Below are 22,923 nucleotides of genomic sequence, written 5' to 3'. Positions count from 1 at the left end.
CAATTAGACCGTGTTTCTTGGGTAACCACCGCTCTGGGGCCCGTACGATGTCCGAATGGCGGTGACCGATTCCCCGTACCAGGCCTACGAGAGCCCGGAGTCCGGCGACAGCGGGCCCGCGGCTCGGTCCGTACGCGATCGGGTCCTTCCCCCCATGCGCGGCAGCGTGCTGTGGGGCTGGATCGGGCCGCTGCTCGTCATGGTCTTCGGCGGTGTGCTGCGCTTCCTCAACCTCGGTCATCCCAAGGCCGTGGTGTTCGACGAGACGTACTACATGAAGGACGCCTTCTCGCTGATCACGCACGGCGTGGAGAAGGTCACCGTCAAGGACGCCGACAAGGCGATCATGGCGGGCAACACCGACGTCTGGCAGGCGTGCACGCCCGCGGACCTGGACAAGTGCGCCTCCTACGTGGTGCACCCGCCGCTGGGCAAGTGGATGATCGGCGTGGGCGAGTGGCTGTTCGGGCTCAACCCGTTCGGCTGGCGCTTCGCCGCGGCCGTGATCGGCACGCTGTCCATCCTCGTCATCGCCAGGGTCGCGCGCCGGATGACCCGCTCGACCCTGCTCGGCTGCTTCGCGGGCCTGCTGCTCGCGCTCGACGGCCTGCACTACGTGCTCTCCCGCACGGCGCTGCTGGACATCTTCCTGATGTTCTGGGTGCTCGCCGCGTTCGCCTGCCTGGTGGTCGACCGCGACCAGGCGCGCGAGAAACTCGTCTCCTGGTACGAGCGCTCGCCGGTCTCGCCGATCGGCACGTCCATGTCCACGCTGGGCCCGTCGCTCGGCATCAGGTGGTGGCGCATCGGGGCCGGGGTCTGCCTGGCCTTCGCGATGTCGGTCAAGTGGTCGGGGCTGGCGTTCGCGGTGGCGTTCGCGATCATGTCGGTGCTGTGGGACTTCGGCGCCCGCCGCGCGGTCGGGCTGCGCCGGCCCTACGTGGGGGCGCTCAACAAGGACGTGCCGCAGGGGGTCGTGGCGTTCGGCGTGGTGCCGTTCGTGACCTACATGGCGACCTGGACCGGCTGGTTCGTCAACGCGACCGGCTACGGCCGCAACTGGGACCAGGCCACCTCCGCGGGCAACCCGCTGTTCTTCGTCTTCGACTCGATGCGGTCGTGGGTGCACTACCAGTGGCAGGTCTTCACCTTCCACAGCGGTCTTGAGACGTCGCACCCGTACATGTCCGAGCCGTGGCAGTGGCCGCTGCTGCTGCGCCCCGTCGCCTTCTTCTACGAGGGCAGGCAGAACGTCTGCGGACCCGGCGTGAAAGACTGCTCCGAGGCGGTGCTCGGCGTGGGCACGCCGGTGATCTGGTTCGGCGCGGTGGCCGCGCTGGTGGCCCTGATCGCCTGGTACTTCTCCTCCCGCGACTGGCGGGCGGGGGCCGTGCTGCTGGCGTACGCGATGGGCTGGCTGCCGTGGTTCTACTTCGCCATCGCCGACAACCGCACGATGTTCCTGTTCTACGCCATCCCGATGGTGCCGTTCATGGTGCTGGCGATCACGTTGTGCGCCGGGCTGCTGATCGGGACGTCCCGGCCGACGATCAAGGGCGTGGTGCCGCTGCGGCGCACCGCCGGAGCGGCGGCCGTGGGTGCGTTCGCCCTGCTCGCCCTGATCAACTTCTGGTGGCTGCATCCCGTCCTGTCCGCCGAAGTGCTCCCGTACCTGGACTGGAAGGCCCGCATGTTGTTTGAAAAAGGGTGGATATGATCACGTTACAGTCGGCTCAATAGGGGTTTCTTAGGTAGTCGCTGTGCAAGACCCAATACGCACCGGTTTCGGTCATCGTCAGGCCCGGGGTCGATACGGCAAACTTCGAGGCATGAGTGCACCGGATGTCACCGCCCTTCTCGCCGAGTTGGAGCGATCTCAGCCGGATCTGGCCGAGGAGGCCAGGACCGCCGTCGAATGGTTGACGGGTGGCGAGCCGCTCGAGTCGGTGACCCAGCTCGACGTCTGCGAGTTCCTCTGGTACACGTTGCCGCTCAAGGTCGGTCCGCAGATGACGGGCGCGGACCAGGAGCGCCTGGCCCATTCGCTGGGGCGGCTGCTCCAGCTCGGCGGCATGGAGCGGTACGCCGCTCTGTGCGTCTCCCCTACGACCCTGCAGATCCTGCGCACCTACGCCCGTGAGGGCGAGGACGCGGGCACCAGCGCCTACCAGCAGGCGCTGGAGGCCACGGGCGTGCTCCCGCCCGACGTGCCCGAGCTGCAGTGGAGCATGATCATGGGGCCGGAGGAGCTGGGCGCCCACCTCGCCTGCTCCGCCGCGCTCGAACTGGCGATCCTGGCCGGGGAGAGCATCGACCGCGCCGCCCTGACCCGGCGCTGGCTCACCGAGCCGCGCACCGACCTGGGCGGCGACAGCTGGCTCAACCGGGTGCACGGCGAGCGGCTCAACCGCTGGGTGCTCGGCCGCGGCCCGGCCAGGCGCGAGCTGGCCCAGCCGTTCGAGGTGCGCCTGCACGCGCCCGTGACCCCGCAGCCGCTGCCCGCCCTGCACCGGCTGCTGACGCTGGCCGCCTCGGAGGAGAGCCTGCCGCTGCGGCTGGCGCCGTCGCCCGAGGCGCTGCGGCTGCGCGACCTGGCCGAGCGGGAGCTCGGCGCGATCAGGCGCGACGGGGCCAGGCTCGCCATCACCGACTACGGCCGGCGGCTGCTGGGGTCGAAGTCGGCCATGTGGACGGCGGTCACCAGGCTGCTGCTGGCCAGGGGTGAGCACGAGTTCGAGGTGTCGGCCAGGGAGGCCACGCTGATGCTGCTGGCCGACGGCACGCTGATGTCGCCCGGCCAGCTGCGCGAGCGGGTGGCCGAGGTGGTGGGCGGCGAGGGCTGGCATCCGGCCACGAGCCTGGAGGACGTGGCGCGGCCGGTGACCGACCTGGTGGCCCAGCTCACGGCGCTGGGGCTGGCCTTCAGCGACGAGCTGGCGGTGCGGATGGACCGGCCCGGTCAGCTCGCGGCGCTGGCGGCGCTCCGGGCCCACGCGCTGCGGCCCAGGAAGTACGTCAGCTCCGCCTGACGGCGTGCGTACATGACCGGTGGCCTGGAACCTCCGCCAGGCCCGGGCCACCGGCCTTCACCCGTGCGGCCGAACAACGCTCACGGGGCTGCACCCGTACGACCGGAAAGCACCCGCGGGGCTTCACCCCCGGGGAACTCGGCCGAGGGCCTGCCTGAACTCGGGGCAGTCGACCAGCGGATCGTGGTCGCAGGCAGCCGCGTGGCGCAGGCTGTCGCGCAGCCGGGTGAGCTGCGCGATCCGCCCGGTCACCGCGCGTTCCCGGGCCGCCAGGCGCTCGCGCAGCTCCGCGTCGGACGGCCGCGCCCCGAGGAAGGCGGCGATCTCGGCGAGCGTGAACCCCGCGTCGCGGGCGCAGGTGATCAGCGCCAGCCGCTCCAGCGTCTCCGGCCGGTACGCGCGGCGCAGCCCGTTGCGCCCCTCGGCCCTGATGAGCCCCTTGCGCTCGTAGAACCGCAGCGCGGACGCGGCCAGCCCGCTCCGCTCCGTCACCTCGCCGATGTCGATCAGGCCCTCGTCCACGCGCTCTCCTTGACTTGAACCGCGGTTCAAGTCGCAGTCTATTCGCCATGCGAATCCACCATCTGAACCTCGGCTCCATGCGCGAGATCGACTCCCCCGACGGCCGGCCCTCCGCGCGGGCGGTCTGCCACGCGCTGCTCGTCGAGACTCCGGCCGCCGGCCTCGTGCTGGTGGAGGCCGGGCTCGGCCTGCACGACGTGGCCGAGCCCGGCGAGAGCCTCGACCGCGAGTGGCGGGAGCTGGTCGAGCCGGTGCTGGCGCCGGCGGAGACGGCCGTACGTCAGGTCGCCGCGCTCGGGTACGACCCCGCCGACGTCCGCCACATCGTGCTCACCCACCTCGACGTGGACCACAGCGGCGGCCTGCCCGACTTCCCGCAGGCCAGGGTGCACGTCACGGAGGCGGAGCTGAAGGACGCGCTGGCCCAGGCGCCCAACCGCCGCTACCGGCCCTCCCACTGGGCGCACGGGCCCCGCTGGGAGACCTATCAGGACACGGGCACCCGCTGGCTCGGCGTGGACGGGGTGCGGCCGCTGGCGGGCCTGCCCGAGGAGGACTTCCTGCTGGTGCCGCTCGACGGGCACACCAGGGGGCACGCCGGCGTGGCGGTGCGGGACGGCGGGCGCTGGCTGCTGCACGCGGGGGACGCCTACTTCTACGCCGGCGAGCTGGAACCCGCGCCGCGCCCCCATCCGCTGATGGACATCGTGCAGCAGAGCGCCCAGGTGGACGAGGAGCGCAGACTGTCGAGCCAGGCGGTGCTGCGCTCGCTCAAGCACGACCACGGGGTCGCGGTCTTCTCCGCGCACGACCCCTGGGAGCTGAGCGAATACTGAGGGTAGTTACGATTGCGGGGAAATGCTCTAGTCGGAGGGGGCCGTCATGGAGCTGTTCCCGGCCATGCCGCTCGCGGAGTGGACAGAGGCCAAAGAGACCTTTCACCGATTCGCGCAGATCGTGGGGAAGATTCGGCTCGCGTCGAGCAACCGGCGCAATCACTGGTGGCAGGTTCCGTTCCACCCGACGGGGCGCGGGCTCACCACGCGCCCGATGGGCGGGCTGGGCGAGCAGCCGCTGTTCTGCATCGACTTCGACCTCGTCCGGCACCGGCTGGTGGTGGACGTCTTCGACGGGCGCAGCGCCGAGTTCAGCCTGATCGGCAGGTCGGTGGCCTCGTTCCACGACCGGCTCTTCGAGACGCTGGCCGGGCTGGGGATCCGGCCCGAGATCTGGGCGGTGCCGTTCGATCTGGGCGACGACACGCCGTTCCCCGAGGACACCCTGCACGCGCGTTACGACCCCGTGCTGCTCAACCGCTACTGGCGGATCCTGTCGCAGGTCGTGCAGCTGCTCGACCGCTTCGCGGCCGACTTCGCCGGCAAGACCAGCCCGGTGCACCACTTCTGGCACACCTTCGACATCGCGGTCACCCGGTTCACCGGGCGCGTGGTCAAGGTCTCGCCGCAGACCGATCCGGTCACGCGGGAGGCGTACAGCTGGGAGGTGATCAGCTCGGGGTTCTGGTTCGGCGACAAGGAACGGCCGTGGCCGGCGTTCTACTCCTACACCGCACCCGAGCCCGAGGGCCTGGAACGGGAGCCGCTGCGGCCCGGGCAGGCCGAGTGGGTCGCGGCGCGGGGCAGTCATCTGGCCGTGCTGCGTTACGACGACGTACGGGCCATGGAGGACCCTGTGGGCGCGGTGCTGGAGTTCCTGGACAGCGCCTACCAGGCGGGGGCCAGGCTGACCGGGATCGACGCCGAGGCGCTGGCCTCGCCCGGTGGCATCACCGACCCGTACTGGGAGAAGTCCTGACACACGTGAGCGCCCGCCCTCCGGGGAGGGCGGGCGCCCGACGAGTGCGTACCGGTGTGCGTGTCGCCTCTCGGCGAAAGGCACAACGCGGCTCCAGCCGAACGGTAGTCCGCGAAGGCAATAGGTGAGGCCCGGGGACACTGGGCACACCGGCCACGATTCATGTAACCACACCCGGGGCTCAGGCATTCCCCGTCCACGCCGATCAATTTTCCCGGCCGCCGCCGGCGTAGGCGCCGTGCAGGAACAACTCGACCAGTTCGGCCGAGGTGAGCGGGGTGACGCCGCGGCCCGACGCCATGGTCATGAACTGGAACGCCTCGGCCAGCCGTTCGGGGTCCAGCCTGAGCCGGTCGCGTTCGGGCTCGAACAGGCCCGCCAGCACCTCGCGGGTGGCCGCCATCGAGGCCTCCCGCCCGTTCATCGCCCGCTTCCCGCTCTCCGTCGTACCGCCGGAAGACGCGCTCGCGCTCTCCGTCGTATCGCCGGAAGACGCGCTCGCCGGGCCTTTCCGAGGTCCGGCCGCCGGGAACTCGCGGCGCAGGCCGCCCGAGGCCGCGAGGGCGCCGGCCACCGCGCCCATCCGCGACAGGTAGCCGCGCAGCGCCTCCGACGCCTCGATCAGCCGCTCGGCCAGCGGCAGCTCCAGCGAGATCGCCGCCACGTGGGCGAGCGTGTCGTCCGGCCGGGCCGCCTCCGCCATGCACGCGGCCAGCAGCGCGTCCTTGTCGCCGAAGGCCCGGAAGATGGTGCCTTCGCCGATGCCCGCGGCTCGGGCGACCTGTGCGGTGGTCACGGACGTGCCGTATTCGACCACCAAGGGAAGAGCGGCGCGGACGATCATCTCGCGGCGCTGCTCCGGGCTCATCGCCGGCGCTCGCCGCCGGCTCGTCGCTTCACTCATGCCGCCCACTCTACGGAGTGAGTACTCACTCCGTCAATGGCGTATCCGCGAGCCGGGCCGCCCTGGCGTGCAGATAACGCTGCTGGGGCAGGCTCATGGCACGTCCCGCCGCCTCCTCGTACGCCCGCCGCGCCCCCGTCAGGTCCCCGGACATCTCCAGCAGGTGCCCGCGTACGGCACTCAGCCGGTGGTCGCCGGACACCCGGTCGTCGTCGCGGAGGCGTTCGAGCAGATCGAGCCCGGCCTCGGGCCCCGTGGCCATGGCCACCGCCACGGCCTGGTTGAGCGCCACGATGGGGTTGTCCGTGATGCGCATCAGCAGCTCGTACAGCGCCGCGATCTGCGGCCAGTCGGTCTCCTCCGCCGTGGGCGCCTCGTCGTGCAGGGCCGCGATGGCCGCCTGCACCTGGTACGGCCCCGGCCTCCCGCGCGGCAGGGCGGCGGTGACCAGGGCGACGCCCTCGGCGATGAAGCCCGCCTTCCACCGGCTGCGATCCTGCTCGGCCATCGGGATCAGGGACCCGTCGGGCGCCGTACGCGCCGGGCTGCGGGCGTCGGTGAGCAGCATCAGCGCCAGCAGGCCGGCCACCTCCCCGTCGTCGGGCAGCAGCCGGTGCACCGTGCGGGCCAGCCTGATCGCCTCCGCCGCGAGCTCGGCGCGCTGCAGGTCGGGTCCCGACGTGCCGGCGTACCCCTCGTTGAAGATCAGGTAGAGCACGTGCAGCACCGCGGCCAGCCGTCCGGCGCGCTCGTCCGGGCGCGGCAGGCGGAACGGCAGGCCGCTGTCCCTGACCGCCCGCTTGGCCCGCGTGATGCGGCGCGTCATCGTGCCCTCGGGCACCAGGAACGCGCGGGCGATCTCGGCGGTGCTCAGCCCGCCGACCGCGCGCAGCGTGAGCGCGATCTGCGAGGTCGGCGAGAGCGACGGATGACAGCACATGAACAGCAGCACGAGCGTGTCGTCCGCGGCGGCGAGCGGCTGGTCGGCGGCGGGCGCGAGCCAGTCGCCGGGCAGGGTCCGCGCGGCGGCGTCGTCCTCGCGGCGGCGGCGCGCCTGCTCGGCGCGCAGCAGGTCGGTCAGGCGGCGCGCGGCGACCCTGATCAGCCAGGCGCGCGGATCGTCCGGCAGCCCTTCCTCCGGCCACTGTACGGCGGCGGCGAGCAGCGCCTCCTGCACCGCGTCCTCGGCGATGGCGAAGTGCCCGTACCGGCGCACCAGCGCGCCGAGGACCTGCGGCGTCAGCTCACGCAGCAGGCCCTCGACCATCGCGCTCAGAACCCGAGGTCCTCGACCGAGTCCGTGATCGGCCGGATGTCGGCGTACCCGTCACCGCCGCCGGGGATCGGGCACTGCCCGAGGCGGACGGCAATCTCGGTGGCCCGGTCGAAGCTCTCGCACTCCACCACCCAGTAGCCGGCCAGCACCTCCTGCGTCTCGGCGTAGGGCCCATCGGTGACGAACGGGACGCCGTCGCGGACGCCGGCTCTGCGGGTGTGCACGGGAGCCGCCAGGCCGCGGGTCTCGACCAGTTCCCCGGCCTCCTCCAGCTCCTTGTTCACGGTGCTCATGAACTCGTGCATGGCCGCCGCGTCCTCCGGCGTCCAGACGACCCCTCCCGTGTCCTTGCCGGTCATCTCGTCGTAGTCGCGCTGGGAGGCGTACGAGAGAATCATGTACTTCATCGGCTGAGTCCCTTCTGTGACGTCCTTTCGACCGGTACGTCGGAGCCGGGGCGGCGTTCCGGACATCATCCCCCCGAGTTTTTTCCTTGTCACCGTGTAGGGCACTCTTGGAGGCGTGCCATACGCGACCGCCCCCGACGGTGTGAAGCTGCTCTACCAGGTCACCGGCGCCGGGCCGCCTCTCGTCCTGCTGCAGGGCCAGGCCAACGACCATCGCTGGTGGGGCCCCGTACGCGCCGACTTCGACGCGGCCCATCGGTGCGTCACCTTCGACTACCGGGGCACGGGCGGCAGCGACAAGCCCGACGAGCCCTACAGCACGCGCGGCTTCGTCGCCGACGTGCTGGCCGTGCTCGACGAGCTCGGGGTGGAGCGGGCGCACGTCTACGGCACGTCGATGGGCGGGCGGGTGGCTCAGTGGCTGGCCGCCGACCAGCCCGGGCGGGTCGGGGCGCTGGTGCTCGGCTGCACCTCGCCGGGCGGCGCCCACGGGATCGAACGGAGCAACGACGTCCGCAAGTCGCTGGCCCAGGCCGACCGCGCCGCCGCCGGGCAGGCGCTGCGCGAGCTGATGTACACCCCCGCCTGGCTGGCCACCCACCCCGGCCCGCACGTCACCCTCGGCGATCCCGGCCTGCCCGCCCACGCCCGCCGCCGCCACCTGGCCGCCAGCGCCGCCCACGACAGCTGGGACGCGCTGCCCTCCATCACCGCGCCCACACTGGTCGTGCACGGCACCGACGACCTGCTCAACCCGGCGGCCAACGCCCCGCTGCTGGCCGGCCGGATCCCCGGGGCCGAGCTGCGGCTGATCGAGGGGGCGCGGCACGCGTACTTCGAGGAGTTCCGCGAGGTTGCGAGCCCCGCGGTGCTGGACTTCCTGGCCCGGGCCGCCCCGTCGTCCGGGTGAGGCGCGCGAGCTGACCAGGGCTACCCCGCCGCCCGCGTAAGGCGCGCGGCCAGCGTACGCAGGCGCGCGACCAGCTCGGGCGGGTCGTGCACCTCGAACTCGCAGTCCAGTGCCAGCAGCCGGAAGGCCAGCCAGTCGAGGGTGTCGGCGTGCATCCGCACCCGGCAGGCGTCCTCGCCCAGCGGGGTCACCTCGCCCAGCGCCCTGACCGGCTCCGTCACGGCACAGCGCAGCGTGACGACCGCCGCGTACGTGGGCACCACCGAATACAACCGATCCGCCACGTAGGCCGCCGCGTCACCGCCCGGCGGCTCGCGCGGCACGACCCTGACGCCCGTGGCCTGGAACTCCCCGATGCGGTCGAGGCGGAAGATGCGCCAGTCGTCGCGGTCGAGGTCGTGGCCGAGCAGATACCAGCGCCGCCCGGCCGCCACCAGGCGGTGCGGATCCACCAGCCGCCGGCGCACCGCCCCGTCGTTCGCCCGGTAGGCGAACCGCACCCGTTCCCCGCTCTCCACCGCCATCGCCAGCGCGGCGAGCAGCCCGGGGTCCAGCCGCGGGCCGTCGAGTCCTGGCATGGGCTCGGTGGCGCCCCCCAGCGACCTGACCCGGTGCCGCAGCCGGGCGGGCAGCACCTGCTCCAGCTTGGCCAGGGCACGTACCGAGGCCTCCTCGATGCCCCGCACCGGCTGCCCGGCCGCGGTGGACAGACCGACGGTGATGGCCACCGCCTCCTCGTCGTCCAGCAGCAGCGGCGGCATCGCCGTCCCCGCCACCAGCCGGTAGCCACCGGTCGCGCCCATCGCGGCCTCGACCGGGTAGCCGAGGTCGCGCAGCCGTTCGACGTCGCGGCGCACGGTGCGGCGGCTGACTCCCAGGCGCTCGGCCAACTCGCCGCCCGGCCACTCGCGCGAGGTCTGGAGCAGCGACAGCAGCGCCAGGAGGCGGGACTCGCTCATGCCGTCCAGGATGCCGGACATGTAGGACACGTCCTGACCTACTGCGCTCCTAACGTGGGGTCATCGCCCGCCTTTCAAGGAGGACCTATGACCGTCAGCCCGATCCCCGAGGGATACACCACCGTCACGCCGTGGATCATCTCCCACGACACCGCCGGGATCATCCGCTACCTGGAGGCCGCGTTCGACGCCGTCGAGCTGGGCCGGGTGACCGACGCCGAAGGACGGATCGGGCACGCGGAGGTCCGCATCGGCGACGCGATCGTGATGCTCTTCGACGCCGCGCCGGACGCGGCGCCCACCCCCGCCTTCCTGCGCCTGTACGTCCCCGACGCCGACGCCGTGCACCGCCGGGCCGTCGAAGCAGGCGGGACCTCGCACACCGAGGTCACCCACCTGTACTGGGGCGACCGGGTCGGGCGGGTGCGGGACCCGTTCGGGAACCTGTGGTGGATCCAGTCCCGCGTCGAGGAGGTCTCGGAGGAGGAGATGACGCGGCGGCTGAGCGATCCGGAGTTCGTCCGGGCGATGGAGTACGTCCAGGGCGTCAGGGACCGCTGATGGAGTGGGGCCAGGGCTTGATGGCCACTCCAGGACGTCCGAGACGGCTGATGGAGACCGTCCCGGGCGTCCGGGGCCGCTGATCGCCTTGCTATATTGACCGTCATGTCCAGCCCCGAGGCATCAAGACGCTAGCCACCGGTCGTCCGGTGGCCGTCCCGCGCCGTCCCCGCCCCGCCGTCATCCGGCCCGGGCGCTGACGCGCGTCTCCTGAGCCCGGCGGGATGTTCCCCGCCGGCCTCCACGCCATCCGGATCACCGTGACACGGGCCGTGTCGTGCCCGGGACCGCGCGTCGTTCCATGGACGTCCGCCCCGGGCCGCTCCAGCGCGGCGGGGCTTTCTGCGGCCCCGCGCGCCTTTCCTGATCCATGTCGTGGTCGCGGAGTTGTCGATGCCTTTCGCTGTCTACCTGCTCGGACTGGCGGTCTTCGCCCAGGGGACGTCCGAGTTCATGCTGTCCGGGCTGTTGCCCGGCATAGCCCGGGATCTGAACGTGTCCATCCCCGCCGCGGGGCTGCTGACCTCGGCGTTCGCCGCCGGGATGGTGGTGGGGGCGCCGCTGATGGCGGTGCTGAGCCTGCGGTGGTCCAGGAGGTTCGCCCTGCTGGCGTTCCTCGTCGTCTTCCTGCTCGCCCACGTGGTGGGAGCCGTCACGACCGGCTACGGGGTGCTGCTCGTGAGCCGGGCCGTGGCGGCGCTCGCCAACGCCGGGTTCCTGGCCGTGGCCATGGCGACCGCGATCAGCCTCGCGCCGCCGGACGCCAAGGGCCGGGCCACCTCCGTGCTGCTGGGCGGCGTGACCGCCGCCTGCGTGGCCGGGGTTCCCGGCGGCGCGCTGCTCGGCGAGGTGTGGGGGTGGCGCTCGGCGTTCTGGGCGGTGGCGCTGGCGCTGGTGCCGGCCATCGTCGCGGTGCTGAGGTCCGTACCGGCCGAGCCTCCCGCCGACGTGACGCACGGCGCGCCTGCCGGCGGCGGGGAGCCTGCCGGTGGCGGAGAGCCTTCCGGCGGCGGGACGGATGGCGCGGGTCGTGGCTCGTCCGGGGGCGCGCGTGGCGAGTTCCGTGCCCTGCGCCGGCCCCGGCTGCTGGTGCTCCTGCTGCTGGGCGCCCTGGTGAACGGGGCCACGTTCTGCGCCTTCACCTACCTCGCGCCGCTGCTGACCGGGGTCACCGGGATCGGGGCGGCGTGGATGCCGGTGATGCTGGCCCTGTTCGGGCTGGGGTCGTTCGCCGGGGTGACGATCAGCGGACGGTTCGCGGACCGGCGGCCCGTGCCGCTGCTGGTGTCCGGCGGGGTGGCGCTGGCGGCCGGCTGGGCCGTCTTCGCGCTGAGCGCGGGCGCTCCGGTGGTCGCGGTCGCGCTGGTCTTCGTCCAGGGACTGCTCTCGTTCGCGGTCGGCTCCACGCTGATCTCGCAGGTCCTGTACGCCGCCACCGGCGCCCCCACGCTGGCCGGCGGCTTCGCCACGGCGGCGCTCAACGTCGGCGCGACCTTCGGCCCCTGGCTGGGCGGGCTCGCCCTCGGCTCGGGGTACGGGTTCCGCGCGCCGCTGTGGGTGAGCGCCGCGCTGGTGGTCCTCTCCCTGGCCGTCGCCGGAGCCGCCCGGCTGACCTCGGCGAACACCGGAACGCCGGCCGCCGATCAGGTGGAGACCGAACTGCGTCCTGGGGCACGGTGAGGCCACGGAAACCCCGGGCTATCGCAGCAGGGGCAGGCGGCCCGTGAGCCGTTCGACCAGGGCCCTCGGGCCGAAGAGGCTGACCGCGTAGTAGGGCGGGTCCTCGGTGCGGGCCAGCTCGGCCAGATAGTCGTCGTACACGCTGGCCCGCTGCGCGATGGCGGCCATGTCGCAGAGCACCAGGCCGGGCTCGGCCGCCGCCTCGTTCCTGATCCTGGCCACGATCGCGGCGGGCGCGCCGAGCACCGTGCAGCCCGTCCACGGCAGCCCGCTGTGGACAGCGCCGGAGGCGTCCGCGCCGCCCGCCCCGACGATGGCCGGCACGGCGGCCGCGACGGAGGCGGCCAGGCAGGCGGCTGCGTTGGCCTGCAGCCCCTTGGGCAGGTCGCGGTCGATGACGATCGCCCACTTGACCGCGAGCTCCTTGGTGGGCAGGTCGGTACGGCGGTCGAGCTCGTCGAGCACGCTCATCAAGCAATCCCCTCTCCGAAGTTCTCTCCGGAGATTCACATCCGTTCCGTCGATATGACAACTCGGAACGGCTGCTTCCGAAGGAAGTTCGGAAATTCGTGGCAGGATGCGTACGTGGACGAACTAGATACGGCCATACTCGCCGAGCTGCAGCGCGACGGCCGCCAGACCAACAAGGAGCTGGCCGAGCACCTCGGCATCGCCGCCTCGACCTGCCTGGAGCGGGTGCGCTCGCTGCGCTCGGCGGGCGTCATCGAGGGCTTCCACGCCGAGGTCAACCTCGACGCCGTCGGCCGTCCCGTGCAGGCGCTGATCAACGTACGGCTGCATCCGAAGATCCGCGAGGCCGTCGAGGGCTTCCGCGACTACGTGGCCGCCCTGCCGGAGACGCTGGCCGTGTTCGTCGTGTCGGGCGGGGACGACTTCATCATCCAGGTGGGCGTGCGCGACGCCGGGCACCTGCGCGACTTCGTGCTCGACCACGTGGCCCGCCATCGCAACATCGCCGACGTGCGCACGTCGCTGGTCTACGACCACATCCGCAAGACGTCGGTCGAGGTGCTGCCGCCGGAGGGCCCGTCGCGTCCGCGTACCGGCCGGACGAATAAATAGGTGGTGGCCGCGCGCGCAGCAGCGCTACCGTTACCGCAGGTCAGCGGGCGGACAAGGGGTGGCGACGGCCGCCTCGCGGCGCATCGTCGCGCCCTGTCCGCCGGCCGGCCTACTCGAACCCGCGGCTCATCCGTACGGAATCGACCGACGGCGAGGCGATGGTCGCCAGGGGCACCGTCCAGACCCCCAGATGATCGCGAGCCGCGGGTTCACCGGTCGGCGAAGCGGTCGATGGCCGCGAGGATGGCGTTCCGCATCGTGTCGCTGCCGGTGTGGCCTGAGTCCTCCACCATGATCAGCTCGGCGTCGGGCCAGGCCTTCGCCAGCTCCCAGGCCGTCTGCGGCGGGCCGCCCATGTCGAGGCGGCCGTGGATCAGCACGCCGGGGATGCCCGCCAGCCGCCCCGCCTCGCGCAGCAGCACGCCCTCCTCCAGCCAGGCGCCGTTGGAGAAGTAGTGGGAGCAGATCCGGGTCATCGCCATGATGGCGTCGGCTGGACGGTCGCTGTAGGCGTTGGGCTTGCCGTTCGCCTCCATCGAGATCACCGCGTCCTCCCAGGTGATCCAGTCGACGGCGGCCTTCTCGCGGACCTTGTCGTCGGGGTCGGACAGCAGCCTGGCGTACGCGGCGAGCAGGTCGCCGTCGCGGTCGGCCTCGGGCACGCCGTCCCTGAACCGGTCCCACGCCTCGGGGAAGAAGCGGCCGACACCCCGGTAGAGCCAGTCGATCTCGGAGCGGCGGGTCGTCGTGACCGCGGGGATGACGATCTCCGACACCCGTTCCGGGTGGGTCTCGGCGTAGGCCAGGATCAGCGTCGAGCCCCACGAACCGCCGTACAGCAGCCATTTGCCGATGCCGAGGTGCTCGCGCAGCAGCTCCATGTCGGCGATGAGGTGCTGGGTGGTGTTGCGGCTCAGGTCGGTGGCGGGGTCGCTCGCGTGCGGCCGGCTGCGGCCGCAGTTGCGCTGGTCGAACAGCACGATGCGGTAGCGCTCGGGGTCGAAGGTGCGGCGGACGCCGGTGCTGCACCCCGATCCTGGACCTCCGTGGACGACGAGCGCGGGCTTGCCGTCCGGGTTGCCGCAGACCTCCCAGTAGATGAGGTTGCCGTCGCCGGTGTCGAGCATGCCGTGGTCGTACGGTTCTATCGGGGGACGCAAAGGGGGTTCCTCTCCAGAGATATAACAGTGCTTCTATATTAGCCCGGAGCAGGGACCTCGATCGGACCGGTAAAGAGGGCTAGATCCAACTATGGAGTAACCGAACCACCACCAAGGGTAATGATCGCTTCGAAAAGCCGATCATCGCCCTACAGGGAGCATCATGTCCAGGCAGGCCATTGCCCTATTCGTCGCGACCTCCGCCGTGCTGCTGGCACCCGCAGGGGCGGCGAACGCGGAAGAGGAAGCCGCCTTCCCCGCCGTCGAGTGCACCACCCATGACGGCACCGTCGTGGAGGTCACGCCGCCTCCGCCGTGGCTGGGCACGGTCACCGCCGACGTGGTCGGCGGGCTCATGGACTCACTGGTCGGCGGGCGGCCCCTGGAGGGATATTTCACGCCGGGCGCTGATATGTCCGGCATGCCGGGCGCGTACGCGCCGCCGACTCCCCCGTTCCTCCCGACCCCCACGCCGCCCGCCCTCCCGACCCCGACACCACCCGTGACCCCGAGCCCCGGGACGGCCGAGCAGGAGCGGGAGATGATGGAGGGCCTGGTCTACAACGCGGTGGTGTGCAGCCACGGCACCGACAACACCACGACCTCGCTGCTGCCGCCCGAGGACTACACCGAGCCGATCTCGCGCTACCTCGAAACGCTCTTCACGACCAGCCAGCAGGCCTGCGTCCCCGGCACGCCGGCCCCGGTGCAGACGCCTCGCTCGCTCCTGGCGGCCATCGGCGTGCAGGGTCTCGTCGACTCGCTGGTCGCGCGCCCGGCGGTGTGCCCGCCGCCCGCCGTCCAGCCCGCCAAGGCGACCCAGGCCACCCCGGCCGGCCAGGACCCCGCCCCGGCCTCACTCCTGGACGCCATCGGCATCACGGGCCTGCTGAACAGCCTCGGCGGCGGCGACTGACCCGCTCCCGCCGAGCGCCCGCGGCAGCCGGGAGCGGCGCAGGCGCTGGTCGAGCTCCCACAGGGCAGTCCTGTCGTCGTCATAGCGCAGGGCGGTGCGAGCGTCCCCGTACGCCATCCACCGCACCTCCCTGTGCTCGTCCGACAGCACGATCTCGCCCAGGCCCGTGACGTCCAGGGCGAAGTAGTGCTTCGGCACGATGTAGAGGTCGTCGGGCCAGTGCGCCGCCGCGGCGAAGCACGCCTTCTCCACGCCGCTGACCATGTCCAGCCGGTAGAGAGGCGCCATGGAGACCGGCAGGCCGCTCTCCTCGGCGCTCTCCCTGCGCGCGGCCGCCACCAGGTCCTCGCCCTGCTCCACCCCGCCGCTCACGCTCTGGCCGTGGCCGTCGTCGGCCCGCTGGAAGACGGCGTATTCCGGCCCGGCCCTGAAGACGATCACGATCACGTTCACCGGCTGGCGCATCCCGAGATCGTATCCCCGAGTGTCTCGACGGCCGCCGGGGCGGTCAGGTGCGGGGGCCCAGGACGACCGGGAGTTCCAGGGGGCCTTCGGTGATGATCGAGGAGGTGTAGGCGATCTCATCCTCCTTGATGGCCAGCCGCAGCTCCGGATACCGGCCGAACAGTGACGCGAGCGCGATCCGCACCTCCAGCCGGGCCAGCGGCGCGCCCAGGCAGAAGTGCGGTCCCCTGCCGAAGCCGAGGTGCACGTCCGGTTCGCGGGTGGCGTCGAAGCGGCCGGCGTCCTGGCCGAACCTGGCCGGGTCCGTGCCCGCCCCGGCGAGCGTGACGATGACCGGCTCGCCCGCCCGGATCGTGGTCCCGCCCACCAGCACGTCTTCTAGCGCGTACCGGAAGAAGACGTTGACCACGGAGTTGCGGCTGCGCAGCGCCTCCTCGACCACGTCCTCCCAGGCGTCGTCCGCCCGAACCCTGGCCAGCTGATCGGGATCCGAGCCCAGGGCGATGACCGTGTTGGCGATCAGGTGCACGGTCGTCTCGTGGCCGGCGATGAGAACCAGCCACAGCAGCCAGACCATCTCCTCGTCGGACAGGCGGTCGCCGTCCTCCTCCTGCACCCGGATCAGGCCCGTGGTGAGGTCGTCGCCGGGTTCCACCCGCCTGCGCTCGATGAACTCGCCCAGGTACCCGAGCAGCCCGCCGCCGGCCGCGGCCGCCTCCTCCGGCGTGGCGGTGTGGGACAGCAGCACGTTGGTGTAGCCGCGGATCAGGTGCCGTTCGTCCTCCGGCACGCCGAACAGCTCGCAGATCACCGCGATCGGCAGCGGCTCGCTGAAGGCCCGGACCAGGTCGACCACGCCGTCCCGGCCGTCCATCCGGTCGAGCAGTTCGTCGGTGATCTGCCGGATGCGGGGCTCCATGGCCTGCACCCGGCCGGGCGTGAAGGCGCGGTTGACGAGCCCGCGCAGCCGCCGGTGGTCCGCGCCGTCCTTGACCAGCAGGTGATCGCCCGAGATGACCTGGCGGATCGGCCAGTCGGGAGGGATCGTGCCGTCGTTCAGCGCGGTGAAGTTGCGCGGGTTCTTGCTGAAGAGTGTGCCGTCGTTGGTGAGGACGTACTCGACCGTCTCGAACGAGCTCACCATCCACGCGCCGACCTTGCCCGGGAGCTCGATGGGGGCGACCGGTCCGCCCTCGTCCCTGATCCGGCGGATCGTCTCGGAGATCCGTTCGCCGGGCATCGGGATCTGCAGTGGCTTCATGAGATGTCTCCCGCGTAGAGGTCTACTCAACTCTCCGCTTCGCCCTGGTACGGGCCAAGGTCGTACGTTGTCACCCCCGGGCCGCCAACACCTGCCGACAGCGCCACTTGCGCAGCCCTATCGTGAGCGGATGGACAGCATCGAGACGCCGCTCCTCGTCCTCATCCCCCTCCGTCCCGACCACGCGGGCGAGATGACCGGCGTGCTCTCCGACCCGGCCCTGCACGAGTTCATCGGCGGCGAACCGCTGACCGAGTCCGAGCTGCGTACCCGCTACGAGCGGCAGGCCTCGGGGCCGCCCGGCTGGCGCAACTGGGTGATCCGGCTGCGCGCGGAGGATCGGCTGGTCGGCTACGTGCAGGCCACGATCGACGGCCGTACGGCCGAGGTCGCCTGGGTGGTCGGCACGCCGTGGCAGGGCCGCGGGCTGGCCCGCGCGGCCGCCACGGCCCTGGTCGAGCACCTGATGGAACGCGAGGTCGACACGGTCGTGGCGCACATCCACCCCGACCACGCGGCCTCGGCCTCCGTCGCCACCGCGGCCGGGCTGCGCCCGACGGAACGGTGGGAGGACGGCGAGGTCCGCTGGGAACGCCACCGCGCGTGAGCACCCGGAGGTCCGCTGGGAGCCTGGACAGGTCGTGGGCCGCACGCCCTCGCCCTCCCGGCACCGGTCACTGCCCGGCGCGCAGGACGCGTCCTCTGCGCTCGCCGGTGAACTCGCCCGACTCCACCGCCACAAAGCCTTCGAGCAGCACGTACGCGATGCCGGACGGCTGGACGGACGGGTCCGCGTACGTGCCGGAATGGCCGATCGTGTCCGGGTCGAAGACGCAGACGTCGGCCCAGGAGCCGGGGCCGAGCCAGCCCCGCCCGTGCAGGGCGAACTGGTCGGCGGTCGCCGAGGTGGCCTTGCGTACCGCCTCCTCCAGGGGGAGCAGCCGCCGCTCGCGTACGTACGTGCCGAAGAAGCGCGGGAAGCAGCCCCACGTCCTCGGGTGTTCAAGCCCGACCGGCGTCCCGTTGTCGGAACCGACGCCGATGAGCGGATCGCGCATGATCTCGGTCACGTCCTCCTCGGACATCAGCGAGATCACCATCGTGGCGGCCGGGTCGGCGGCGACGAGCGCGCACGCGACCTCCCACGCGTCCCCTTCGAGGTGGGCGAAGGCCGGGTCGGCGGCGATCGCGGCGAGCGTGCGGCCGGCGTGAGCCGCCTCGGCGTGCGCCGTGACCAGCACCGCGTCAGGGGCGGCGTCCTGCCACAGCCCCGCGCCGGTCCCTCCTGACTTGGCCAGGGCGCGCAGCCGGGCCCGCCCGGCGGGGTCCGTGAGCACGTCGCGCACCTGGCCACCGGCCAGCGCCGACGGGGGCAGCAGCGCGGCGAGCATGGTCGCCCCCGCCAGGTACGGGTACTGGTCGCCTCTCACGTCCACCCCTTCGAGGCGGGCCTGGCGCAGCTTGGCCAGCAGCATGCCGGCCTGCCCGTGGTTGGCCCGGCCCGCGACCTTGCAGTGCGACACCTGCAGCCGTACGCGGGCCCGCCTCGCGATCTCGACGGCCTCGTCCAGCGCGGCGGCGAGCCCGGCGCCCTCGTCGCGCATGTGCGTCGTGTACGGCACCCCGTATCCGTGCGCCACCGTGGCCAGCGCCACCAGTTCCGCGGTGCCGGCGTAGCTGCCCGGCGGGTAGATGAGGCCGCTCGACAGCCCGCACGCCCCTGCGGTGAAGGCTGCCGCCGCCAGCTCGCACATCCGGTCCAGGTCGCCCTCGCGCAGGTGCTCGTCGAACCCGGCCACGGCCCCGCGCAGCGTCGAGTGCCCGACGAGCGTCGCCACGTGGTTGGTCGGCCCGGCGTCCGCGATGGCGTCCAGGTACTGGGCGAACGTCCAGTCGGGCACCTTCTCGCCGGTCAGCTCCTCCAGCGCGGAGGCGTCGGGGGCGTAGGAGAAGCCGCAGTTGCCGTTGACCTCGGTGGTGACGCCCTGCAGCAGCTTGAACGGCTGCGCCTGCGCCATCAGCGGCACCAGATCGGAGTGCGCGTGGGCGTCCACGAACCCGGGGGTCACCACCAGTCCGGACACGTCGATCACCCGCCGCGCGCTCCCGAGGTCGCGGCCCACCTCGACCACCCGGTCGCCGGTGATGGCGACATCGCTCACGACGGCCGGAGAGCCGAGACCGTCGTACACCGTTCCGCCACGCAGGATGAGATCGACCATGCCCACCACCCAACACCCACCCGAGCCGGGAATTCTTGTGGCCGGCCACCCAACAACGGGCCCCGCATTGGCCGGACACACGAAGACGCCCTTGCGGATCACGTGGCCGCTGGCTTTAATACGCGCACCCGCGCTCACCACCGGCGAGGAGCTCCCGTGCACGTTCCCGCAGCTCTGCCCCTCCCACCCGCCCTGTTAGCGCTATCACCCCGGTCGCCGCACCCATGAAACTTTCTTTCCGCCCGTCGGGAAAGCGCTTACCACCCGCGAAGGAGACCATCATGCGCCTGCACCTGGCCGCCGCGGCGGCCGTTCTGGCCCTGGCCGCGACCGCGGTCCCCGTCCACGCCGCCCCGCCGACCAAACAGATGGAGGACCTGGACCGGGGCCTGATCAGCGTCCGGTCCGGATCCGGCAACCTCGTCTCGTGGCGGCTGCTCGGCACCGACCCCGACGGCGTCACCTTCAACCTCTACCGGGGCTCGGCCAGGATCGCCTCCGGCCTCGCCACCTCCACCAGCTATCTCGACGACGGCGCCGCCGCCGACTCCTCGTACACGGTCAGGGCGGTGACCGGCGGCACCGAGCAGCCCGCCTCCCCCGCCTCGCGCCGCTTCACCGGCGGCGCCTACCTGGACGTCCCCATCCAGCCCCCGCAAGGAGGCACCACCCCGGACGGCGTCGGCTACACCTACAGCGCCAACGACGCGAGCGTGGGCGACATGGACGGCGACGGCACGTACGAACTCGTGCTCAAGTGGGACCCGTCCAACGCCAAGGACAACTCCCAGTCCGGCTACACCGGCAACGTGTTCGTGGACGCCTACCGCCTCGACGGCACCCGCCTGTGGCGCATCGACCTGGGCCGCAACATCCGGGCCGGCGCCCACTACACCCAGTTCCAGGTGTACGACTACGACGGCGACGGCCGGGCCGAGGTGGCGATGAAGACCGCCGACGGCACCAGGGACGGCCGCGGCGCCGTGATCGGCAGTTCGAGCGCCGATCACCGCAACTCCAGCGGGTACGTGCTCAGCGGCCCCGAATACCTGACCATGTTCAGCGGCCAGACCGGCGCCGCGCTGTCCACGGTCGCCTACGACCCGCCGCGCGGCACGGTCAGCTCCTGGGGCGACAACTACGGCAACCGGGTGGACCGCTTCCTGGCCGGGACGGCGTACCTGGACGGCGAGCGTCCTTCGCTCATCATGGCCCGCGGCTACTACACCCGCAGCGTCATCGCCGCCTGGGACTTCCGCAACGGCTCGCTGACCAAGCGGTGGACGTTCGACAGCAACTCGGCCGGCTCCCAGTACGCCGGCCAGGGCAGCCACAGCCTGTCGGTCGGCGACATCGACCGCGACGGCCGCGACGAGATCGTCTACGGCGCGATGGCCGTGAACGACAACGGCAGCGGCATGTGGAGCACCCGCACCGGCCACGGCGACGCCCAGCACCTCGGCGACTTCGACCCCGCCAGGGCCGGGCTGGAGTACTTCAAGGTCAGCGAGTCCACCTCCCAGCCGGGCTCGCTCTACATCGACCCGGGCAACGGCTCGATCCTCTGGTCCACCGCCTCGGGCTCCGACAACGGGCGCGGCGTGGCCGGGGACATCTCCACGGTCCGGGTCGCCGGCGAGTTCTGGTCGGCCGCCGACGGCAACCTGCGCAGCGTCACCGGCAACAACGCCGGCCGCAAGCCGTCCTCGGTCAACTTCCTGGCCTGGTGGGACGGCGACCCCGTCAGGGAACTGCTGGACCAGACCAGGATCGACAAGTACGGCACCGGCTCCGACACCCGCCTGCTGACCGCCTCGGGCGTGCACTCCAACAACGGCACGAAGGCGACGCCGTCGCTGTCGGCCGACCTGTTCGGCGACTGGCGCGAGGAGGTCGTCTGGCCCACCTCCGACAACCGCGCGCTGCGCATCTACTCCACGCCGATCCCGACGGACCGGCGCATCTTCACCCTCATGCACGACCCGCTCTACCGGGTCTCGGTGGCCTGGCAGAACACGGCCTACAACCAGCCGCCGCACACCGGCTTCTTCCTCGGCGACCGCATGCCCACGCCGGCCAGGCCCGACATCTACGTACGCTGACCCAGAACGACGGAAGGCGCGGCGGCCCCCGGCCACCGCGCCTTCCACGCCCCACCTCAGGAGGTCGTCGCGTCCTCGGCCGCCGGCTCGGCGGTCGCGGTGGCCCCGGTCACCGCGCTCCCCTCGCCGCCGGAGCGGCGCGACGGCCCGCGCAGGACGACGGCGGCCACGACGAGGGCCGTGAGCAGCAGCCCGGCCGAGATGCCGAAAGCCAGCTGGTAGCCGCCGGTCAGCGCCGCCGCCCGGTCCTGCCCGGCGGCCAGCAGCCCCTCGGTGCGTCCGGCGGCCATCGTGCTCAGCACCGCCACGCCGATCGCCATGCCCACCTGCTGGGTGGTGTTGAACAGCCCCGAGGTCAGGCCAGCGTCGCTCTCCCGCGCCCCGGACATGCCCAGCGTGGCCAGCGCCGGCAGCACCAGCCCGCCGCCCCAGATCAGCAGCATCACCGGCAGCAGGTGGGTGAGGTACCCGGCGTCCGTGGGGATCCGGGTCAGCAGCAGCATGGCGGCCGTGAGCATGGCCAGCCCGCCCAGCAGCACGACCTTCACCCCGAACCGGGCGCTCAGCCGGGCGGAGGCGAACAGCGAGATCGACCCGATGCCGACCGCGGCCGGGAGCAGGGCCAGCCCGCTCTCCAGGGCGCCGTAGCCGAGGACCTGCTGGATGAAGAGCACGAAGAGCACCTGGAAGGCGAACATGCCCGACAGGGACAACATCTGGGCGACGTTGGCGCCGACCACGTTGCGCGAACGCAGGATGCGCAGCGGCATGAGCGGGGTCCTGGCGGTGGCCTGCCGCACCACGAACCCGGCGATCAGGGCCAGCGCCAGCGCGCCCAGGCCGAGGGTGTGGGCGGCGAGCCAGCCGTACTCCTCCACCTTGACCACGGTGTAGATGCCCAGCATCAGCCCGGAGGTGATCAGCACGGCGCCTGCGATGTCGGCGCCGGCCGACAGGCCGATCCCGCGGTCGGCGGGCAGCGCGCGGACGGCCAGCGCGATGGTCAGCACGCCGATCGGCACGTTGATGAAGAAGATCCACGGCCAGTCGAAGGCGTCGGTGAGCACGCCGCCCAGGACCTGGCCCAGGGAGGCGCCGGCGGCCCCGGTGGAGCTGAAGATCGCGATGGCCTTCGCCCGTTCCCGCGCCTCGGTGAACAGCGTCACGAGGATGCCCAGCACGACCGCCGAGGCCATCGCGCTGCCCACTCCTTGCAGGAACCGGGCCGTGATCAGCATCCCCGGGCCGCCCGCCACGCCGGCCAGCAACGACGCGGCCGTGAAGATCACGTTCCCGGCCATGAACATCGTCCGGCGGCCGATCAGGTCCCCCAGCCGGCCCGACAGCAGCAGCAACCCGCCGAAGGCGATCAGGTAGGCGTTGACCATCCAGCTCAGCCCGGCGGGCGTGAAGCCCAGATCCCGCTGGATCGTGGGCAGCGCGACGGTCACGATGCTGCCGTCGAGGATGGTCATCAATCCGGTGGCGGACAGCACGCCCAATGCGGTCCAGCGCGAGTCAGGCGAATACGGCACGGTCTCTCCCGATCAAGGTTCGGCACGTCGACGCCGGCGACATCGACAGGAGAGACCGTAACAGATAGTTCCGTTACAGACGATATTTTTCGGACCTAGTTTTCGCGCACCTTCGG

The 22,923-nt window shown here is 71.9% G+C and carries 22 protein-coding genes; 11 read left to right on the top strand and 11 right to left on the bottom strand.

Annotated features, from left to right (window positions below; genetic code table 11):
* Window positions 1-55 precede the first annotated feature (55 nt).
* Both B0I32_RS17715 and B0I32_RS17710 read left to right on the top strand, forming a co-directional pair.
* A complete protein-coding gene (locus B0I32_RS17715) occupies window positions 56-1,717 on the top strand; it encodes a dolichyl-phosphate-mannose--protein mannosyltransferase (RefSeq protein WP_106240400.1) in 1,662 nt (553 codons plus the stop codon).
* A gap of 112 nt (window positions 1,718-1,829) precedes the next feature.
* Complete coding sequence (locus B0I32_RS17710) at window positions 1,830-3,029, top strand: hypothetical protein (protein ID WP_181307503.1); 1,200 nt, start codon at window positions 1,830-1,832, stop codon at window positions 3,027-3,029.
* A gap of 123 nt (window positions 3,030-3,152) precedes the next feature.
* Here B0I32_RS17710 and B0I32_RS17705 read toward each other — a convergent pair whose 3' ends face one another.
* Window positions 3,153-3,551: a MerR family transcriptional regulator gene (locus B0I32_RS17705; RefSeq protein WP_106240396.1), complete on the bottom strand. Its 399-nt coding sequence runs from the start codon at window positions 3,549-3,551 to the stop codon at window positions 3,153-3,155.
* A gap of 47 nt (window positions 3,552-3,598) precedes the next feature.
* Here B0I32_RS17705 and B0I32_RS17700 point away from each other — a divergent pair, with 47 nt between their 5' ends.
* Both B0I32_RS17700 and B0I32_RS17695 read left to right on the top strand, forming a co-directional pair.
* A complete protein-coding gene (locus B0I32_RS17700; RefSeq protein WP_106240394.1) occupies window positions 3,599-4,387 on the top strand; it encodes an MBL fold metallo-hydrolase in 789 nt (262 codons plus the stop codon).
* 46 nt (window positions 4,388-4,433) lie between these two features.
* Window positions 4,434-5,366: a DUF5996 family protein gene (locus B0I32_RS17695; protein ID WP_106240392.1), complete on the top strand. Its 933-nt coding sequence runs from the start codon at window positions 4,434-4,436 to the stop codon at window positions 5,364-5,366.
* 205 nt (window positions 5,367-5,571) lie between these two features.
* On the opposite strand, the gene B0I32_RS17690 is transcribed toward B0I32_RS17695, so the two are convergent.
* Genes B0I32_RS17690 through B0I32_RS17680 form a run of 3 tightly spaced genes read right to left on the bottom strand, consistent with a single transcriptional unit; the run spans window position 5,572 to window position 7,953 of the window.
* A complete protein-coding gene (locus B0I32_RS17690) occupies window positions 5,572-6,270 on the bottom strand; it encodes a TetR/AcrR family transcriptional regulator (RefSeq protein ID WP_106240390.1) in 699 nt (232 codons plus the stop codon).
* A 25-nt stretch (window positions 6,271-6,295) separates the two neighbouring features.
* A complete protein-coding gene (locus B0I32_RS17685; protein WP_106240387.1) occupies window positions 6,296-7,537 on the bottom strand; it encodes an RNA polymerase sigma factor in 1,242 nt (413 codons plus the stop codon).
* Window positions 7,538-7,542: 5 nt separating this feature from the next.
* On the bottom strand, window positions 7,543-7,953 hold the full coding sequence (locus B0I32_RS17680) for a YciI family protein (RefSeq protein ID WP_106240384.1): 411 nt from the start codon (window positions 7,951-7,953) through the stop codon (window positions 7,543-7,545).
* Window positions 7,954-8,068: 115 nt separating this feature from the next.
* On the opposite strand from B0I32_RS17680, the gene B0I32_RS17675 reads away from it, so the two are divergent.
* Window positions 8,069-8,863 carry an alpha/beta fold hydrolase gene (locus tag B0I32_RS17675; protein ID WP_106240383.1) on the top strand — a complete coding sequence of 265 codons (795 nt, stop codon included), beginning with the start codon at window positions 8,069-8,071 and terminating at the stop codon, window positions 8,861-8,863.
* 20 nt (window positions 8,864-8,883) lie between these two features.
* On the opposite strand, the gene B0I32_RS17670 is transcribed toward B0I32_RS17675, so the two are convergent.
* Complete coding sequence (locus B0I32_RS17670) at window positions 8,884-9,843, bottom strand: helix-turn-helix transcriptional regulator (RefSeq protein WP_219911888.1); 960 nt, start codon at window positions 9,841-9,843, stop codon at window positions 8,884-8,886.
* Between the two features lie 66 nt (window positions 9,844-9,909).
* Between B0I32_RS17670 and B0I32_RS17665 the strand changes: the two genes are divergently transcribed.
* Together B0I32_RS17665 and B0I32_RS17660 are read left to right on the top strand one after the other, a co-directional pair.
* Complete coding sequence (locus B0I32_RS17665; RefSeq protein ID WP_106240380.1) at window positions 9,910-10,383, top strand: VOC family protein; 474 nt, start codon at window positions 9,910-9,912, stop codon at window positions 10,381-10,383.
* A gap of 393 nt (window positions 10,384-10,776) precedes the next feature.
* Window positions 10,777-12,063, top strand: a complete 1,287-nt coding sequence (locus B0I32_RS17660) for an MFS transporter (protein ID WP_106241001.1) — start codon at window positions 10,777-10,779, stop codon at window positions 12,061-12,063.
* 18 nt (window positions 12,064-12,081) lie between these two features.
* On the opposite strand, the gene B0I32_RS17655 is transcribed toward B0I32_RS17660, so the two are convergent.
* Window positions 12,082-12,534, bottom strand: a complete 453-nt coding sequence (locus tag B0I32_RS17655) for a DUF2000 family protein (RefSeq protein WP_106240377.1) — start codon at window positions 12,532-12,534, stop codon at window positions 12,082-12,084.
* Window positions 12,535-12,648: 114 nt separating this feature from the next.
* On the opposite strand from B0I32_RS17655, the gene B0I32_RS17650 reads away from it, so the two are divergent.
* Window positions 12,649-13,146 carry an Lrp/AsnC family transcriptional regulator gene (locus B0I32_RS17650; protein ID WP_281262607.1) on the top strand — a complete coding sequence of 166 codons (498 nt, stop codon included), beginning with the start codon at window positions 12,649-12,651 and terminating at the stop codon, window positions 13,144-13,146.
* A 209-nt stretch (window positions 13,147-13,355) separates the two neighbouring features.
* Here B0I32_RS17650 and pip read toward each other — a convergent pair whose 3' ends face one another.
* On the bottom strand, window positions 13,356-14,306 hold the full coding sequence (gene pip, locus B0I32_RS17645) for a prolyl aminopeptidase (protein WP_106240372.1): 951 nt from the start codon (window positions 14,304-14,306) through the stop codon (window positions 13,356-13,358).
* A gap of 163 nt (window positions 14,307-14,469) precedes the next feature.
* On the opposite strand from pip, the gene B0I32_RS17640 reads away from it, so the two are divergent.
* Entirely contained in the window at window positions 14,470-15,222 is a 753-nt protein-coding gene (locus tag B0I32_RS17640) for a hypothetical protein (protein ID WP_106240369.1), read from the top strand.
* Here the strand turns inward: B0I32_RS17640 and B0I32_RS17635 are convergent.
* Both B0I32_RS17635 and B0I32_RS17630 read right to left on the bottom strand, forming a co-directional pair.
* A complete protein-coding gene (locus tag B0I32_RS17635) occupies window positions 15,163-15,687 on the bottom strand; it encodes an NUDIX hydrolase (protein WP_181307501.1) in 525 nt (174 codons plus the stop codon). The genes B0I32_RS17640 and B0I32_RS17635 overlap by 60 nt on opposite strands.
* A gap of 43 nt (window positions 15,688-15,730) precedes the next feature.
* Window positions 15,731-16,948: a cytochrome P450 family protein gene (locus tag B0I32_RS17630; protein ID WP_106240364.1), complete on the bottom strand. Its 1,218-nt coding sequence runs from the start codon at window positions 16,946-16,948 to the stop codon at window positions 15,731-15,733.
* 130 nt (window positions 16,949-17,078) lie between these two features.
* On the opposite strand from B0I32_RS17630, the gene B0I32_RS17625 reads away from it, so the two are divergent.
* Window positions 17,079-17,555 (top strand): GNAT family N-acetyltransferase, encoded by a 477-nt coding sequence (locus B0I32_RS17625; protein ID WP_106240362.1) that lies wholly within the window; start codon window positions 17,079-17,081, stop codon window positions 17,553-17,555.
* 67 nt (window positions 17,556-17,622) lie between these two features.
* On the opposite strand, the gene B0I32_RS17620 is transcribed toward B0I32_RS17625, so the two are convergent.
* Window positions 17,623-19,170 carry an N-acyl-D-amino-acid deacylase family protein gene (locus tag B0I32_RS17620; protein ID WP_106240359.1) on the bottom strand — a complete coding sequence of 516 codons (1,548 nt, stop codon included), beginning with the start codon at window positions 19,168-19,170 and terminating at the stop codon, window positions 17,623-17,625.
* A 281-nt stretch (window positions 19,171-19,451) separates the two neighbouring features.
* On the opposite strand from B0I32_RS17620, the gene B0I32_RS17615 reads away from it, so the two are divergent.
* Window positions 19,452-21,272 carry a rhamnogalacturonan lyase gene (locus tag B0I32_RS17615; protein ID WP_181307499.1) on the top strand — a complete coding sequence of 607 codons (1,821 nt, stop codon included), beginning with the start codon at window positions 19,452-19,454 and terminating at the stop codon, window positions 21,270-21,272.
* 56 nt (window positions 21,273-21,328) lie between these two features.
* Here the strand turns inward: B0I32_RS17615 and B0I32_RS17610 are convergent, their stop codons facing one another.
* Window positions 21,329-22,807: an MFS transporter gene (locus tag B0I32_RS17610; RefSeq protein WP_245955876.1), complete on the bottom strand. Its 1,479-nt coding sequence runs from the start codon at window positions 22,805-22,807 to the stop codon at window positions 21,329-21,331.
* Between the last annotated feature and the right edge of the window lie 116 nt (window positions 22,808-22,923).

It is taken from the genome of Nonomuraea fuscirosea (assembly GCF_003001935.1).
GTDB lineage: Bacteria > Actinomycetota > Actinomycetes > Streptosporangiales > Streptosporangiaceae > Nonomuraea > Nonomuraea fuscirosea.
This window is presented reverse-complemented; position numbering and strand designations above follow the sequence as displayed.

What these genes read in the sequence shown, in the direction of transcription:
- B0I32_RS17715 (WP_106240400.1), top strand. Translation starts at nt 56, where the DNA reads ATGGCGGTGACCGATTCCCCGTACCAGGCCTACGAGAGCCCGGAGTCC.
- B0I32_RS17710 (WP_181307503.1), top strand. Translation starts at nt 1,830, where the DNA reads ATGAGTGCACCGGATGTCACCGCCCTTCTCGCCGAGTTGGAGCGATCT.
- B0I32_RS17700 (WP_106240394.1), top strand. Translation starts at nt 3,599, where the DNA reads ATGCGAATCCACCATCTGAACCTCGGCTCCATGCGCGAGATCGACTCC.
- B0I32_RS17695 (WP_106240392.1), top strand. Translation starts at nt 4,434, where the DNA reads ATGGAGCTGTTCCCGGCCATGCCGCTCGCGGAGTGGACAGAGGCCAAA.
- B0I32_RS17690 (WP_106240390.1), bottom strand. Translation starts at nt 6,270, where the DNA reads ATGAGTGAAGCGACGAGCCGGCGGCGAGCGCCGGCGATGAGCCCGGAG.
- B0I32_RS17685 (WP_106240387.1), bottom strand. Translation starts at nt 7,537, where the DNA reads ATGGTCGAGGGCCTGCTGCGTGAGCTGACGCCGCAGGTCCTCGGCGCG.
- B0I32_RS17680 (WP_106240384.1), bottom strand. Translation starts at nt 7,953, where the DNA reads ATGAAGTACATGATTCTCTCGTACGCCTCCCAGCGCGACTACGACGAG.
- B0I32_RS17670 (WP_219911888.1), bottom strand. Translation starts at nt 9,843, where the DNA reads ATGTCCGGCATCCTGGACGGCATGAGCGAGTCCCGCCTCCTGGCGCTG.
- B0I32_RS17665 (WP_106240380.1), top strand. Translation starts at nt 9,910, where the DNA reads ATGACCGTCAGCCCGATCCCCGAGGGATACACCACCGTCACGCCGTGG.
- B0I32_RS17660 (WP_106241001.1), top strand. Translation starts at nt 10,777, where the DNA reads ATGCCTTTCGCTGTCTACCTGCTCGGACTGGCGGTCTTCGCCCAGGGG.
- B0I32_RS17655 (WP_106240377.1), bottom strand. Translation starts at nt 12,534, where the DNA reads ATGAGCGTGCTCGACGAGCTCGACCGCCGTACCGACCTGCCCACCAAG.
- B0I32_RS17640 (WP_106240369.1), top strand. Translation starts at nt 14,470, where the DNA reads ATGTCCAGGCAGGCCATTGCCCTATTCGTCGCGACCTCCGCCGTGCTG.
- B0I32_RS17635 (WP_181307501.1), bottom strand. Translation starts at nt 15,687, where the DNA reads ATGCGCCAGCCGGTGAACGTGATCGTGATCGTCTTCAGGGCCGGGCCG.
- B0I32_RS17630 (WP_106240364.1), bottom strand. Translation starts at nt 16,948, where the DNA reads ATGAAGCCACTGCAGATCCCGATGCCCGGCGAACGGATCTCCGAGACG.
- B0I32_RS17625 (WP_106240362.1), top strand. Translation starts at nt 17,079, where the DNA reads ATGGACAGCATCGAGACGCCGCTCCTCGTCCTCATCCCCCTCCGTCCC.
- B0I32_RS17620 (WP_106240359.1), bottom strand. Translation starts at nt 19,170, where the DNA reads ATGGTCGATCTCATCCTGCGTGGCGGAACGGTGTACGACGGTCTCGGC.
- B0I32_RS17615 (WP_181307499.1), top strand. Translation starts at nt 19,452, where the DNA reads ATGCGCCTGCACCTGGCCGCCGCGGCGGCCGTTCTGGCCCTGGCCGCG.